Origin of the sequence: Dyadobacter sp. CY327, from assembly GCF_021390415.1 — a bacterium.
In the GTDB taxonomy this organism is placed as follows: domain Bacteria; phylum Bacteroidota; class Bacteroidia; order Cytophagales; family Spirosomataceae; genus Dyadobacter; species Dyadobacter chenhuakuii.
The window spans coordinates 913,733-928,701 of record NZ_JAJUXJ010000007.1 but is presented as its reverse complement, the minus strand read 5'-3'; the positions used below and the strand labels follow the sequence as shown (position 1 = coordinate 928,701).

At 46.5% G+C, this 14,969-nt stretch carries 11 protein-coding genes; 7 read left to right on the top strand and 4 right to left on the bottom strand.

Annotation, left to right across the window (positions count from 1 at the left end; genetic code table 11):
- Window positions 1-7: 7 nt before the first annotated feature.
- A complete protein-coding gene (locus LZG74_RS20325) occupies window positions 8-1,192 on the bottom strand; it encodes a putative sensor domain DACNV-containing protein (protein ID WP_233798335.1) in 1,185 nt (394 codons plus the stop codon).
- Between the two features lie 739 nt (window positions 1,193-1,931).
- On the opposite strand from LZG74_RS20325, the gene LZG74_RS20320 reads away from it, so the two are divergent.
- The 4 genes from LZG74_RS20320 to LZG74_RS20305 all read left to right on the top strand — a co-directional run bounded on the left by LZG74_RS20320 (window position 1,932) and on the right by LZG74_RS20305 (window position 6,808).
- On the top strand, window positions 1,932-2,915 hold the full coding sequence (locus tag LZG74_RS20320; RefSeq protein ID WP_233798334.1) for a glycosyltransferase family 2 protein: 984 nt from the start codon (window positions 1,932-1,934) through the stop codon (window positions 2,913-2,915).
- Window positions 2,916-3,027: 112 nt separating this feature from the next.
- Window positions 3,028-4,851: an ABC transporter ATP-binding protein gene (locus tag LZG74_RS20315; RefSeq protein ID WP_233798333.1), complete on the top strand. Its 1,824-nt coding sequence runs from the start codon at window positions 3,028-3,030 to the stop codon at window positions 4,849-4,851.
- Complete coding sequence (locus tag LZG74_RS20310) at window positions 4,851-5,783, top strand: glycosyltransferase family 2 protein (RefSeq protein ID WP_233798332.1); 933 nt, start codon at window positions 4,851-4,853, stop codon at window positions 5,781-5,783. The genes LZG74_RS20315 and LZG74_RS20310 overlap by 1 nt, the downstream gene beginning before the upstream one ends.
- The gene (locus LZG74_RS20305) at window positions 5,783-6,808 is read left to right on the top strand and encodes a glycosyltransferase (RefSeq protein ID WP_233798331.1); all 1,026 of its coding nucleotides are present in this window, start codon (window positions 5,783-5,785) and stop codon (window positions 6,806-6,808) included. Before LZG74_RS20310 ends, LZG74_RS20305 begins: the two co-directional genes overlap by 1 nt.
- Here LZG74_RS20305 and LZG74_RS20300 read toward each other — a convergent pair.
- Window positions 6,765-7,670: a glycosyltransferase gene (locus tag LZG74_RS20300; RefSeq protein ID WP_233798330.1), complete on the bottom strand. Its 906-nt coding sequence runs from the start codon at window positions 7,668-7,670 to the stop codon at window positions 6,765-6,767. The genes LZG74_RS20305 and LZG74_RS20300 overlap by 44 nt on opposite strands.
- A 132-nt stretch (window positions 7,671-7,802) precedes the next feature.
- On the opposite strand from LZG74_RS20300, the gene LZG74_RS20295 reads away from it, so the two are divergent.
- From LZG74_RS20295 to LZG74_RS20285, 3 genes are all read left to right on the top strand, one after another.
- On the top strand, window positions 7,803-9,758 hold the full coding sequence (locus LZG74_RS20295; protein ID WP_233798329.1) for a sialate O-acetylesterase: 1,956 nt from the start codon (window positions 7,803-7,805) through the stop codon (window positions 9,756-9,758).
- A 23-nt stretch (window positions 9,759-9,781) separates the two neighbouring features.
- On the top strand, window positions 9,782-11,917 hold the full coding sequence (locus tag LZG74_RS20290) for a PQQ-binding-like beta-propeller repeat protein (protein WP_233798328.1): 2,136 nt from the start codon (window positions 9,782-9,784) through the stop codon (window positions 11,915-11,917).
- Between the two features lie 129 nt (window positions 11,918-12,046).
- On the top strand, window positions 12,047-13,048 hold the full coding sequence (locus LZG74_RS20285) for a bestrophin family protein (RefSeq protein WP_233798327.1): 1,002 nt from the start codon (window positions 12,047-12,049) through the stop codon (window positions 13,046-13,048).
- Between the two features lie 33 nt (window positions 13,049-13,081).
- Here LZG74_RS20285 and LZG74_RS20280 read toward each other — a convergent pair whose 3' ends face one another.
- Window positions 13,082-14,158, bottom strand: a complete 1,077-nt coding sequence (locus LZG74_RS20280) for an AI-2E family transporter (protein ID WP_233798326.1) — start codon at window positions 14,156-14,158, stop codon at window positions 13,082-13,084.
- An 86-nt stretch (window positions 14,159-14,244) separates the two neighbouring features.
- A complete protein-coding gene (locus LZG74_RS20275) occupies window positions 14,245-14,949 on the bottom strand; it encodes a hypothetical protein (RefSeq protein WP_233798325.1) in 705 nt (234 codons plus the stop codon).
- Window positions 14,950-14,969: the final 20 nt, after the last annotated feature.

The window sequence follows — 14,969 nt, the reverse complement described above, 5'->3', positions numbered from 1 at the left end:
AATTGTATTATAGCAGCAATGCGTCGACCCGGTGCGCCTGCACTTTTCCTTCACAGGGAGCCCAGGAAAAAATCGTAAAGCGTCCGTCCTGCGACGCAACGAGCGCAATAGCATCGCGCTGATCGTACACAAATTGTGCTGCCGACAAGTGCCTTGTGCCTCCATGCTGCACCGGGTGCATAACCTGGCCCACGTTCCCTATAACGGGCTCCGTTACCAGCATTTCCTCCACCGGCCGACCTTCCGCAGTCCGCCCGATCTTGGCCCCGAAAGCCAGCAATTCATATTTATCATTGATGATCGTTGCGCCGTCCACGGCGGTCAACCCGGCCAGGCCGTTAATAGCCGAGCTCAATTGTGATTGCCAGCCGATCGGGTTGGGATCTTCTATGTATTTTCTGTTCAGTTCTGCCAGTTCGGAAAATGAAGGTTGAACGTGATAGGTAATCGGGTGAATGATAGACTTTCTCCAATCGTCCTTTCCGTTGGGCACAACCAATAAGATGCCTCCCCGCTCGTGGGCGCGCATGGAAACCGCCAGCTGAACCAGCAGGTTAAGCGAATCGCTCCACAATGTCGAAGAAGTAAATCCGATCATGGAATTAATAACCGAAGGGCAATCACGCGCCCTGCCGCTATTCTCGTCCACAATTTTCACCTGATCTCCCTTCAGAACAGCGACATTGACAAACTTTCCGAAGCCATCCACCCGCCTGTGCTTGATCACGAGCATCCCCGGCTCCACCACTTCGAGCACAAAACACAGCCCGGGAATAACCCTTGTGGTTCCCCAGATGCACAGCTCATTGCCTTCCATCCAGACACCCAGATGTATCCCAGAACGTTCCACAGCAGGAGCAAGCTTGGTAAGCGTATTTGCTGATAATGTGAGCCTTTCACTGAAAATCAGGGGGCTTTCGGCATCTTCGGGCGGCAGGAATGCTATAGAAACTTTGGGAGAACGCCCCTCTTCCCTCCGCAGGCTCGCCCAGAAAGTTGTATCAATAATGGTTTCAATGGTCCGGGCGTCGGGCTTAGGCGCCAGTTCCTGATCGTAATGGCTCCTTACAGATACGTGGTGGCGCTCGAAATGGCTTTCGACCAGACTGGCCACGCCCCGTGCCGGCTTATACGTTGTGGCGGGAACAGGATCGCCTGCAATCATGTTAGTTCCAGGGTTATTCATCTTCATGCACGGTCACTTAAAATTTTTTGCTGCTGCCAGCGTTCTCATGGCAGTTGCTTCCTGGCAACAGAACGCACAGTTAAGATAGCAACAAAGAGAAGTGATAAAAAGTTGGATGCTCAATAAGTGCGTATTTTTTTTCACATACTAATAATTTTTTTTCGCCAAAATGCGGCATAGTTAGAGGTGAGTATGAGGCTCTTTCGGCCGCTTAATAATTAGCGATTATGTTTTTTTGACAAATTCTTGCAATTCGATTCCAACCATTTTTAAACTTCTTACGTCGTATAAAACGAAGCTTGAAAGGTAGAAAACGATATTTCGGCTATGAAAATAAAAACAATGGAATCGATGAATGATCTTGGAAAAAACATATCTTGCCTGCATCAAATTAACCAAAATACGTGTATAGATACACGAAATGATAATAATCACATTAACTCTAAGCATAATGCCTGGAAAAGCTAAGTAAAAGACATTTATTTCCACCAGCATCTGCAGTTACTATTCCCTCTTCACCCTTATAAAATTCGGAAACAAAGAACACAGGACCCGGAGTCCTCTAATGACTCTGTGCGCTTGCCAAAAAAGCCGGATCGTTTTCCGGCGGCCAATGCAGGTTCCTGAAAGTAAGTAAGTGGTTCAATAATTGATGATTGATGCCAGTAAATCTGAAACTAAGGATTTTAATTAAACAGACAACTATCGGGTAAACCATATACTCTACACTTAAATTGTAAGATTGATGAAAAGCATCTCGGTAGTAATTCCGAATTACAACGGAAAGCATTTATTCGAAAAATATTTCGAGAATAATTACAAAATTCTCAATACCCTGGGCACAAAGGTCCAAATCATAATCGTTGATGACGCTTCCAGTGACGATTCAGTAGCATATCTGGAAGAACATTACGGGAATAACATTACCATTATCCGGAAGGAAAAGAACTCGGGATTTTCCCACACCTGCAACCTGGGCATTCAAAAGGCCACCAACGATCTCATTTTCCTGCTTAATACAGACGTTACGCTCGAAGAAGGTTATTTTGAAAAACTTTATAAATACTTCGAACTGGAAGACACTTTCGGTGTAATGGGACGCATTATTGGTATGGAAGACGATAACATCCTGGATGCTGCACGTTCGCCGAAGATCCTGGGAAGGAAGATCAAACCAAGCAACTTCTTTTATCTGAAAGATTCAGATACGCTGACACCGACATTCTATCTCTCCGGCGCCATTGCTTTAATGGACACCAGGAAGCTGAAAGCGATCAATGGTTTCAATGAAATGTTCAACCCTTATTACGGCGAAGACCAGGAAATGTCGATCCGTGCGTGGAGACTGGGCTGGAAATGCTATTATGAGCACAATGCAGTTTGCCGCCACGAGGTTTCTGCGAGCACCAAGGGCCATAAGGACAATTATTCTGTCAAAAGGATCTATTTCAGGAACCGTTACTACATGCATCACCTGCATTTGCACGGCATTGACCTGAATCTGTATCATATGCAGGTCATTCTCAGCGACGTGCTCCCCAGCATCATTACACTTCAATTCTATAAAGCACAAGCCTATCTTGACTTCCTGCGTAATATGAACGAACTTTCGGTGAAGAAAACCGCGTTCAAAACCCAGATGAAACATCATAAATCCAACATCGGGATCAATGACGTCATTGAAAACATTAAAATGATGCTTAAATACAAGCAGGTCGTAAAATTATAGTTATTGTCAGCGATTTAAAGCGATAAGCATTAATTTGCACCCTCAACCGGAAATTCTAGGATTTTCGGCTGTTTTACTTTCAGGCGTATGCTAAATATGCCATTTCCACATAATGAAAACATACTTCCGATTACTATCATTTGCCCAGCCCATTGCCAAATTTGCAGTCCCCTATATCTTTTTCACAGTCCTCGGGGTCATTTTCAATACGCTTAACCTCGCACTGCTTGCTCCATTGATGAGCACCCTGTTCAATAACAATAAGGACGGGGCCGAAGTGATACCAAAACCCGATGCCTGGGATGTTACGGGCATGCTAAACTATTACGCACAACAAGCCAACGACGCTTACGGTCCGCATGGCGCATTGCAACTGGTCTGCGCAGTGATCGTTACCTCTATCTTACTTTCCAATATTTTCAAATATTTCTCGCAGCGGGTCATGGAAAATCTCCGGATCCACACCTTGCTTAATTTGCGAAAAACCGTTTTTAATAATGTAATGAACCTGCACGCGGGCTATTTCAGCAATCAGCGTAAAGGGGACATTATTTCAAAGATCGCGTCCGATGTGCAGGTTGTCCAGTTTTCGGTGACGGGAACATTGCAGGTTGTTTTTAAGGAGCCCTTGCAGTTGCTGGCTTACATATTCATGCTTTTTGCAACATCCGCCAAGCTTACATTCTTCGCCATCCTCGTTATCCCGATCTCCGCTTTTATCATTTCAAAAATTGTAAAAAGGCTGAAAGAGCAGGCGAAGGAAGCACAGCACTTGTTCGGTTTAATGATCAGCTATCTGGATGAAGCGCTTTCGGGGATCAAGATCATCAAAGCATTCAATGCGACAGAGGACATTAAGGATAAATTTCACAAAGAAAACATTCGCTATTCCGACCTGGGACGCAAGATGGCGCGCCGGCAGCAGTTGAGCGGGCCCGTTTCTGAATTTTTGGGCGTTACAATGGTGGCGATCATCGTGCTTTATGGCGGCTCGCTCATTCTGGATAACCAGTCCGACCTGAGCGTGTCCAAATTCGTCGCCTATATCGCATTGTTTTCTCAGGTAATGCGTCCTGCCAAGGCGTTAACGGATTCTTTCAGCACCATTCATGCGGGTATAGCAGCCGGCGAAAGGGTTCTGGACCTGATCGATGAAAAACCAGAGATCCAGGACGCGCCTGACGCCGTCGACCTGAAAGAATTTAATCATGCACTCACATTAAAGAACGTTTCCTTTGCTTATCAGGCAAAACCGGTTCTCAAATCCGTTAACCTGACCATTCCGAAGGGAAAAACCATTGCACTGGTAGGGCCCTCCGGCGGCGGCAAATCCACACTCATGGACCTGCTCCCGCGCTTTATTGACGCGCAGGAAGGCAGTGTTTCCATCGACGACTGGAATGTAAAACAAGTAAAAATGGAATCGCTATGGGCACTTTTCGGGGTTGTAAACCAGGAATCGATGCTTTTTAATGATACGATCTATAATAACATTGCCTTTGGAAATCCCAATGCTACGCCAGAAAAAGTGACGGCTGCGGCGAAGGTGGCCAATGCCCACGATTTCATCATGGAGACCGAAGATGGATATGATAGTAACATCGGCGACCGTGGGATGAAGTTGTCTGGCGGACAGAAACAACGTATCTGCATTGCCAGGGCTGTTTTGAAGAACCCGCCGATCATGTTGCTGGATGAAGCAACTTCTGCATTGGATACGGAATCGGAAAAACTTGTGCAGCAAGCATTGAATAATCTGATGCAAAACAGGACTTCGCTGGTGATCGCGCACAGGTTGAGCACCATTCAGAAAGCAGATTCGATTGTGGTTTTGGAGGATGGTCAGATTGTAGAGCAGGGCAATCATTCGGAGCTCATCGCACGTGAGGGGCTTTACAAGCGACTGATTGATATGCAGCAATTCAGCGATATTTGATGGAAAACAAGCCGCTCATTTCGATAGCATTGTGCACCTACAATGGCAGTGATTTCCTGTCAGAACAGTTGGACTCCATCCTTTCCCAAAGCCTTCAAGACTGGGAGCTGGTAATCGTAGACGACTTTTCGCAAGACGAAACATTGACTATACTAAGCAGCTATGCAGCGCGCGACAACCGTTTTAAGATCCATCGCAATCACCAGAACCTGGGATACAACAAGAATTTCGAAAAGGCACTGCAACTTTGCGAAGGCGACTTTATCGCCATCTGCGACCAAGACGATATCTGGCATGCTGATAAGCTGAAATTACAACTCGAAGCGATCCAAAACAATCTGCTGGTTTATCACGATTCGGAATTTATCGATGAATCAGGAAAGTCTATGGACGCCAGGATATCCGACAAATTTGCCTTTTACCGCGGCGACCGGCCCGAGGTTTTTTTGTACTTCAATTGCGTTTCCGGCCACAGTATCTTCATGAAAAGATCGCTGCTTGCCTATGCGCTTCCATTTCCTGAGGGCTTTCATTATGATCAATGGCTTGCATACATTGCCACCAGCAACGGGTCTATTGATTTTGTAGATAAATGCCTGGTCCGTTACCGGCAGCACAAGAAAAATAATACAGACATACTTGCCTTGCGCACGACTTCAAGGTCCACCGGGCAAAAGATTACTGAACTCAAAAGAGAAAGTGAGTGGCTTAAAATTTGCGCAGCGAAAGCTGCCGACAAGTCTGCTCACCTGATTACCAGATTATACAAGCTAAGTCTAGACCGGAATGCTTCCTTTATGAGCATTGCTTACGGCCAGGCTATATGGAAAGACAGGAATTATTTACTGAGGCTTTTGAAAAAAAACAGTTCGAGTAAATTTTTCTTTACCCTAAGAAAAATCTGGGGGCCATTAGCAAAAACGTTCCTTTAATGCATATGACATTCAATTCACCTCCTCATCGGGGCAGTACATCTCCACTCGTATCCATCGCGCTTTGCGTTTATAATGGAGAGAAGTTCCTGAAGGAGCAACTCGATACCCTGGTTAATCAGCGATATCCGAATCTCGAAATCATAGCCGTGGACGATTGCAGCAGCGATGCTTCGCGGGCGATTTTAAAGGATTACCAGCAGCGATATCCTTTTTTAAAGGTTTATGAAAATGAGGTGAATCTGGGATATGTAAAGAATTTCGAGAAAGCCATCACGCTCTGCAACGGAGAATTTATTGCGTTATCGGATCAGGACGACACCTGGAATCTCGACAAGATCCAGATTATGCTGGACAATATAGGAACGCATAAGCTGGTTTACCACGATTCCCGGTTTATGGAAGACGGCGGAAAGCTGCTGGACCTGAAAATGTCGAGCATTATCAATTTGTATAGCGGCGATCAACCCGAAGTGTTTTATTTTTTCAACTGCGTTTCCGGTCACAGCTTATTTTTTAAGCGCGAGCTCGTCGCTGATATCCTTCCCTTCGACGCGGATCACTTTCATGACCATTGGATCGCATATGTCGCTGTTAATCTGGGTACAATCCAGTATGTCGACATTCCGCTTGTGAATTACCGGCAGCACCCGAAAACCTCGACCGATATCCTTAACAAACGGAAAAAGATCAGGAAAAAATACCACGAGAACCGCGATATCAAGAAATTGAGACGCGATTTGAAATGGATCAAATACTGCGCAACATTTAAAAAGAACAGAAACCCGGAATTCCTCAACCGACTGGTCGAATTGTTTGAAAGACGGCTTGACACCTGGATATCATTCGGTTACGCGCGACTCATCGGCAGGCATTTCGACATTTTATACTACATTCAAAAATACCGCAAAGCCAGCAAGCGTGCGTTTGTTTACCGCCAGATCTGGGGATTGAAAGCGAAATTGTTCTGGGCCAGATATTTCAGCTTTTTTGGGAAAGAGGACGAAGACCCAGCTTCAACCTAAGCAAATGCTGATAGGATTTAAAAAAAAGCTTTTTCCGTATACGCGACTTTCTCATACTCATCAGCATTTTATGGATCTGATAAAAAGAATAGTCCCAGTGGATCATCTTTTCAATCACCGTTTCAAAGCACCGTCTCTCCGTGAGATAAAGCTCTCTGTCGCTAATGTTAGCCGTGGTAAGCGGCAGGATTTTTGACCATTTCCGGTGTAATTTAAGGATTTGATCAAACCATTTTTTATCAAAATTCCCCTCAGAAGCGTGTTTCATTAAGATTTCAAACGTGACCAGCACTTTGTATTCGGGATACACGCTGAGACAAAAATCCAGATCATATCCATGAAACCCCGGCAAGAGCTTAGCGTCGAAGGGAAAGCGCAATGCAATGTCTTTACGCGTGCAAAACCACAAACCATCCACACAAACGACCTGGCTTAATTTCTCCTGCCCTGGATTGTGATATGCATGAATTTCTTCTTTGCTGTTGAATTTAAATCCCTGCAAAACATTCTGAAATGCGCGCTCCTCATAGTGAAAATCCACCTGATACCAGCCCGAAGGAGCCAGCGACTTATAGCCGCCACCAGCCACACCAAGAACGCCCGCTTCGGGATCATTGGAGAAAATATCAATCACCGTTTGCCCCCACCCGTGCGTCCTGATCTCCACATCTTCATGCATATAGCAAATGATGTCATATCTGGCCTGCTGCGTGCCCCAATTGTAAACTTCGCAAATGCCTTTTTTCTCAAAACGATTATCAAAAGCAATGATCTCATGCGCAATGCCGACTGTTTGCGCGATGTTTTCTTTCACAATGGACAGATCCTCCGCGTTGGCTGAACAGATAACGATGGATAACATGTATTAAATTCTAAATAAGTTGTGGCTAACATCCATGCAATGCAGGAACAATGCATCTGTAAAGTTAGGGCTTTAAGTAGAAAGTGCACCCCGGAGGTGTTTTAAAGGGGTTACAAACTTTTTCGAACATTGATGAAACACATTTTCCTTTTTCTTTTCCTGCTGCTGAACACGTCCGTTTTTGCGCAGGTGAAATTCGCCCGTCTGTTTTCTGATCACGTTGTTTTACAAAGACAAAAGCCCATTCCGGTCTGGGGCTGGGCGAAGCCGGGAGAAAAGGTAAAAGTGACGCTGGCGCAGCAGACATTGCAAGGCAAAGCGGACGCATCCGGCAAATGGATGGTTAAATTTGATCCTATGGAAGCTGGCGGGCCACATAAGCTCAATGTGTCAGCGAAATCGGGACAAGCGGCTGTTAATGATATACTTATCGGTGAAGTGTGGCTTTTGTCCGGGCAATCGAATATAGAATGGCCTGTGTCTGCTGCAAAGGATTTTGAGATTGAAAAACAGAACGCCGATTTCCCGCAAATCCGTCATTTCCGGGTCGAACACAACGTAACATTGCAACCTGAAACCGATCTGACTTCCGGTGAATGGAAAATCTCATCTTCTGAAACCGTCGGTGGATTTTCGGCGATCGGATTTTTCTTTGCGAGGGAAATATATCAAAAACTCAACATTCCTATTGGTCTGCTGCATTCTTCCTGGGGCGGCTCGCAAGTGGAGGGCTGGATCAGTAAGGAAGGCATGCTCGGCGAAGATGAGCTGAAAACTTACGCGCAGAATCTGCCCAAAACATGGCAGGAAGCAGACCTGATGATGGATGCCAAGCTCAGAAAAACGCTTTTCAAAAGTGATTCATTTACGCCGAGTGCAGCAGATGAGCAAAAATACACCAGCGGAAATGCAGACTTTTCAATCTGGATGAAAACGGCCGATCCGGTGGGACAATGGGACTGGAAAGGCGTGATGGGTTATCGTGGAAAGGCCTACATGGGCAAAGAAGTAACGATGACCGCTGATATGATTGGGAAAGAAACCACATTATCCCTGGCGGAGAACGACAGTCCGAACAAGATCTATATCAATGGAAAATTGGTGGGTCAAACCCAATCCAAAGGTGTACGCAAAATCAATGTCCCTGCCAATACATGGAAAGAAGGCAAAAATCAGCTCGTTATTGCCCATGGAAGCATGGTGGGAACGCCCTGGTTCGGGCCGGGTATGATGGGCAAAGCGACGGATATTTTTGTCGAAGACGGGACGAACAAGATACCGCTAGCCAAAGATTGGTTTTTAATGCCTTCTTTCGCTGAAAAACACGAGTATGCGCATTTGATGAACAATGTCGGCACGAGCATCTACAATGCAATGATCGTCCCGCTGATCCCTTTTGCCATCCGCGGCTCGCTTTGGTATCAGGGCGAGGCAAACACAATGCGCGCTTACCAATATCGTAAATCGTTCCCTTTGCTGATCAACGACTGGCGTAAACTTTGGAATGATGATTTTTCATTTTACTGGGTGCAGCTTTCAAGCTTTGGAAAGGATGAAGACAGCAATAAGGGAAGTTACTGGGCCGAATTGCGCGAGGCACAAAATATGACATTAAGCCTGCCAAAAACAGGAATGGCCGTGAGTACCGACGTTGGAAATCCAAACGACATTCACCCTACTAATAAGCAGGATGTCGCACACAGGCTTGCAACACAAGCATTGAAAAACGATTATGGACAAAACATCCCCTACGCTTCCCCGCTTTACGACAAAGTACAATTCTCTGATGGTAAAGCAGTTGTAACATTCAAGCATGCGGAAAACGGGCTGATGGTTAAAGACCGGTATGGTTATCTCAAAGGATTCGAAATCGCTGGAGACGACAAGGTTTTCTATTATGCCAAAGCGGAGATCAAAGGAAATACAGTGGAAATTTCCCATCCAAAAGTCCCCCGGCCGGCTTCTGTGAGATATGCCTGGTCGGACGCCCCCGAAGAAGCAAACTTATTCAGCACCGATGGATTTCCAGCCAGCAGTTTCCGGACAGATGACTGGACGGGCCGCTCGGTAAATGGCAAATTTCAATAGTCAGCACCTCATTAAGCCCTTATATGTTAAAGCCACTTTCAATTTGCATCGCTGCGTCGGCACTGTTCCTGGTTGCCACGCAGCAGCAAAAATTTGAAACAAAACCCGCGCAAAGCACCGAATGGCCCGAATACCTGGGCGGCCCGGACCGTAACCATTACTCGCCGCTCACGCAGATCAACCGCCAGAATGTTTCAAAATTGAAAGTAGCCTGGACTTACGCCATGCCCGATTCGGGACAAACGCAGGTGAATCCGATCATTGTCGACGGCGTTTTATACGGGGTTACCAACATGGTCCAGGCGTTTGCTCTGGACGCAGCTACCGGGAAGCAGATCTGGATTTTTGGGGATAAATCAAAAAATGGCTCCAACACAAGCCGCGGGCTTACTTATTGGAGCGACGGTGAGGACAAGCGCATAATGCACGCCATGGGCCCGTTCCTGTACGCGCTGGATGCGAAAACGGGAAAGCCGGTCGAAAGTTTTGGCGACAAAGGAAAAATAGACCTGCGCGCAGGCTTACCCGACATTGCAAAAGACAAATACATGGTTTCCAACACCCCTGGGACTATTTTTGAAGACCTGATCGTCATGCCGGTCCGTCTTTCCGAGGATTCGGATGCAGCACCTGGCGACTTGCGAGCATTCAATGTGCGGACGGGCAAGCTTGTGTGGACGTTTCACACGATCCCTTACCCGGGAGAATTCGGCTACGAAACATTCCCGCCGGATGCTTACAAAAATACATTCACAGGAGCCGCCAACAACTGGGCCGGAACGGCCATTGACCGGGATCGCGGGATATTGTATGTGCCCACCGGTTCAGCGGGATACGATTTTTATGGTGGTAAAAGAAAAGGTGCAAACCTGTTCGCAAACTGCCTTATCGCACTCGACGCAAGGACCGGGAAGCGCTTATGGCACTACCAGACCATGCACCACGATATTTGGGACCGCGACCTGCCTGCGCCTCCTAACCTGATCACCGTCACAAAGAAAGGCCCGGACGGACAACCCATGAAAATCGACGCCGTCGCACAGGTCAGCAAGCAAGGATATGTTTTCATTTTTGACCGTGTGACAGGAAAACCATTGTTTCCGATACGCGAAGTAACCGCACCCAAAGACGCATTACCGGGCGAATTCCCATGGCCGACCCAGCCCGTTCCTACCAAACCAGCCTCCTATGCAAGGCAAGCTTACACATTGACAGAGAAGGACATAAGCCCCTACGCGCCGGATCGGGATTCTTTGGTTATCAAATTTAAAAGTTATAAAAAAGCATTGTTTGCCGCACCCAGCAAGGAAGGGACCATCATTCTCCCAGGCTTTGACGGCGGCGCGGAATGGGGCGGTGCGGCAGCTGATCCCGAAGATGGCATCATGTATGTCAACAGCAACGAAATGGCCTGGATACTCACCATGAAAGATACGCCGAAAGCGAGCGAAATGACCAATCTGAGTCCCGGAGAGAAAGTTTACACCACCAATTGTGTAACCTGCCACGGGCCGCAGCGCAAAGGCAACGCCAAAAGCGGTTACCCCTCGCTGGTCAACATCGGCGCCCGCCGCGACCGAGGATTCGTAAGCCAGATCATTACATCCGGGAAGGGAATGATGCCGGGTTTTACAACGCTTTCTGCTGATGAAAAACAGGCACTTGTTGCCTTTTTATTCGACGAAGAGAAAGTGGAAGCCACTTCTGTTACGACAGCTTCCAATAAAGTGTATCTGCCTTACCAAAGCACGGGTTATAACAAATTCCTCGATGCCAACGGCCTTCCTGCGATTTCGCCGCCCTGGGGAACATTGAATGCCATTAATCTCAACACCGGGGAATTCCTGTGGCGCATTCCTTTCGGCGAAGTGGAATCGCTGAAAAAGCAGGGATATCCCACAACCGGAACAGAAAATTACGGCGGACCGGTCGTGACAGCGAGCGGCTTATTGTTCATAGCAGCGACAAAAGACGGGAAATTTAGGGTGTTTGATAAGAAAAACGGCAAGCTGCTTTGGGAAACACTCCTTCCGGCAGCCGGCTTCGCAACGCCTTCCACTTACGCAGTCAATGGCAGGCAGTTCGTAGTAATCGCCTGCGGCGGAACCAAGCTGGGAACCAGGAAGGGCAATCAATATGTAGCTTTTGCATTGGAATGATAAAAATTTCCACTTCCGGTTTCGGAAGCTTAATGTTTGAAATTATCCGGTTCACCGCATTGCCTGTCCGCGTTTTGACCTAAAATTGAAACCTTAGTGCTTGTTAACAACACCTTTCTATTAAACTGAATGTATACCGCCCGAGAAATTAAACTGGGGATCGTTATGTCCTTCGCATGGAGGCCGATCCTGATCTTTTTTGCTTACGCCACATTACTCTGCACGTTGAGTTATATTTCCGGCATTACGCTCGGCATCTCCTTCGTTCCGATCGGGTTGATTGGTACGGCTGTGGCATTTTATGTGGGTTTTAAAAACAACTCTTCTTATGAAAGGCTTTGGGAAGCGAGGCGCATCTGGGGTGCCATTGTCAACGCCAGCCGGAGCTGGGGAACATTTTCAGCCACTTACATTCAGCCCTTACCCGATGATCCTGAGCATAATGTGAAGGAAATAAGCACTACGCTCATTCACAGGCACATTGCTTATATCAATGCAGTACGGTTGCAGTTGCGCGCAAAAAGTGTTTGGGATGATAAACATTCCATCGCGCACCACGTGGTGGCCGACCAGCGCGATCCGGATGAATTTCCACTTTTGCATACATTAAACGGCCTTTTGCCCGGCGATGAAGTAGCGTATTATTTATCCAAAAAAAATCCCGCAACGCATATCCTTAAAGCACAGGCGAAGCAGCTTGATGCTGTTTTCCGTAAAGGCGCGATCAATGAGCTGTTTTACTTTCATATGATGAATGTGATTCAGGAATTTTACAACCAGCAGGGCGCTGCCGAAAGGATCAAAAACTTCCCTTTTCCACGCCAGTATGCCTTTTTCTCCAAAGTTTTTGTCTGGCTTTTTCTCGCCATTTTACCTTTCGGACTCATCGGCGAATTCGCTAAACTGGGCGAAAATCTGGTATGGCTTGCGATCCCGAGCTATATCATCATCGGCTGGGTGTTTTACACCATGGAAGTCGTGGGTGACACGAGCGAAAACCCATTCGAGAATGCGATCAACGATGTTCCAATGACAGCGATTTGCCGCACCATTGAAATTGATCTCCGCGAAATGCTGAATGAGGAAAACATTCCGGCGCCCATCAAGGCTGTTAATAACATATTAATGTAGAAGGAATGAGCTGGAAACGCGCCTGGCTATTGCCTACGCGCTGTTTCGTTCATCTACCTGATGCTTCACGCCTTCAAGATCCATCACTGGCTTTTCATTCCCCATCAGGAAAGCCAGTGATTTGGTATGAGGCAAATATTGAAATGCGACCCGCAAAATCCCTGTGATCGGAATGGCGATTATAGCTCCCGCAACGCCCCATAGCACACCGAAAGCAACAACCGAAGTAATGGTCATGAACGGATTAAGATCCACTTCTTTACCTACGACATAAGGCTGGGTGATGTAATTATCGATCATCTGGGCAGCAAACATGACTATGACCACAACCAAAACGCTCGACGGACCGCCTGAAACCAAGGCTAACAAAGCTGCCAATCCACCGCCTATCGCATTTCCCACGTAAGGAATAAATGAGAAAACCGCCGCAATCAGCGCCAGCAAAAATGCATACTTAACGCCTCCGATCATAAAACCGGTTCCGTAAAGGATGGCGAGGATGATCATTGCCTTTAACATTCCGTAGAAATAGCCGCCGGATGTTTTGCGAATATCTTTCAAGGCTTTACGCACGCGCACATGGTCCTGTTTAGGGAAATTAATCAAGATAAATTCCTTAAAACGCTCCCGCTGCGAAAGCAACAGCACTACATATACGATAATGAGGATAACATTGGCAATGGCCCCTCCTACCGAACCAATGGCCGCCGGACTGCCGCTTCCCAGCTTGGATACCATTGTTTTCGCCTGAGCAAGCTGCTCGTCGGGATCCAGCCCGGTTTTGTCTTCTATAAATTTTTGTCCGTCTTCCAGATACTGCACTGACTTTTTCTCAATTTCCGGCCAGTCTTTGGATATCATTTTAACCTGAATGGTAATCAGCGATCCCAGAAAAACCAGGAACAGCAGCAATGTTACCGTGCTTCCGGCAACTGCCCAGCCCTTGGCAAGGCCTTTTGACATCAGCCAGTCCATTATCGGAATGAGCATCATGGAAAGAACTGCGCCGATAGCAAGTGGCGCGAGAAAGGTTTTGCCGAAATACAAACCGGCTGGAATGGCAATCAGTAATAATACCCAAACGAGGATCTTGGAGACGTTTTCCTTCATAGAGAATAAGTTTTCACGGAAACCTAAAAAATCATTCCAAGCCTCCGATCCACATTATACGTCTCAAAAATCGCTCAAATTCAAGGTTATTCGAGACTGCTGGCAAATTCCAGCACTTTTTTCAGATCCGCTTCTTTCTCGAAACTGGTCTCGTTCTCACGGAGATATTCGTTAAGCTTCCTTTTGTTTTTGGGATAAATTTTGAGAAGATTGGGCCGCGTGGCAAACACAACGCGCTCATTTTTATCTATTAAAAAGAAAATGGATCTTCGCTTTAAGATCACTTTGACATTACTCTCTAAATTTTGCAAGTTGCCATTTTGATTTACAAATGAGGAATAACTGGAAATTGCAGAAGTAGCCGAATATTGCTCATAGGAAGCATATTTCTCATTGCCCATCCGCACCAGAAACTGCTTTTTACCCAATCTCACACCACTATAATCCCGGATTGCATGCACGTGGCCATGGCCTTTGGCGTAAAAATAAAGATTATCCCCTACGAAGATTTTGTTGATAAATGAATTATCGTTGAACATCAGCGTATCTTTTTTGGCGTCTACAAACAACACCTCGCCATGAACCAGACTGTAATTCATTTGCGCTTTGGAGGTTTTTCCATTGCGAAACAGCACGTGTCCGTCCTGAAACTTTTCAAACTGGTAACGTTCTGTGAAAGGGATAACCTTCGTGACGTCAGAGCCGTTCTTGACCCGATAAATATCGTTGATCTGCCCGTGTACTAGATTTCCAGAAAACAGCAGTACGAAAAGCAGAGACCAGGTTTTCATGAAGATCCGGGGAAAGGTTT

Excerpts from the sequence above, each read along its gene's own strand:
- LZG74_RS20325 (WP_233798335.1), bottom strand. The coding sequence starts at position 1,192 with ATGAAGATGAATAACCCTGGAACTAACATGATTGCAGGCGATCCTGTT.
- LZG74_RS20320 (WP_233798334.1), top strand. The coding sequence starts at position 1,932 with ATGAAAAGCATCTCGGTAGTAATTCCGAATTACAACGGAAAGCATTTA.
- LZG74_RS20315 (WP_233798333.1), top strand. The coding sequence starts at position 3,028 with ATGAAAACATACTTCCGATTACTATCATTTGCCCAGCCCATTGCCAAA.
- LZG74_RS20310 (WP_233798332.1), top strand. The coding sequence starts at position 4,851 with ATGGAAAACAAGCCGCTCATTTCGATAGCATTGTGCACCTACAATGGC.
- LZG74_RS20305 (WP_233798331.1), top strand. The coding sequence starts at position 5,783 with ATGCATATGACATTCAATTCACCTCCTCATCGGGGCAGTACATCTCCA.
- LZG74_RS20300 (WP_233798330.1), bottom strand. The coding sequence starts at position 7,670 with ATGTTATCCATCGTTATCTGTTCAGCCAACGCGGAGGATCTGTCCATT.
- LZG74_RS20295 (WP_233798329.1), top strand. The coding sequence starts at position 7,803 with ATGAAACACATTTTCCTTTTTCTTTTCCTGCTGCTGAACACGTCCGTT.
- LZG74_RS20290 (WP_233798328.1), top strand. The coding sequence starts at position 9,782 with ATGTTAAAGCCACTTTCAATTTGCATCGCTGCGTCGGCACTGTTCCTG.
- LZG74_RS20285 (WP_233798327.1), top strand. The coding sequence starts at position 12,047 with ATGTATACCGCCCGAGAAATTAAACTGGGGATCGTTATGTCCTTCGCA.
- LZG74_RS20280 (WP_233798326.1), bottom strand. The coding sequence starts at position 14,158 with ATGAAGGAAAACGTCTCCAAGATCCTCGTTTGGGTATTATTACTGATT.
- LZG74_RS20275 (WP_233798325.1), bottom strand. The coding sequence starts at position 14,949 with ATGAAAACCTGGTCTCTGCTTTTCGTACTGCTGTTTTCTGGAAATCTA.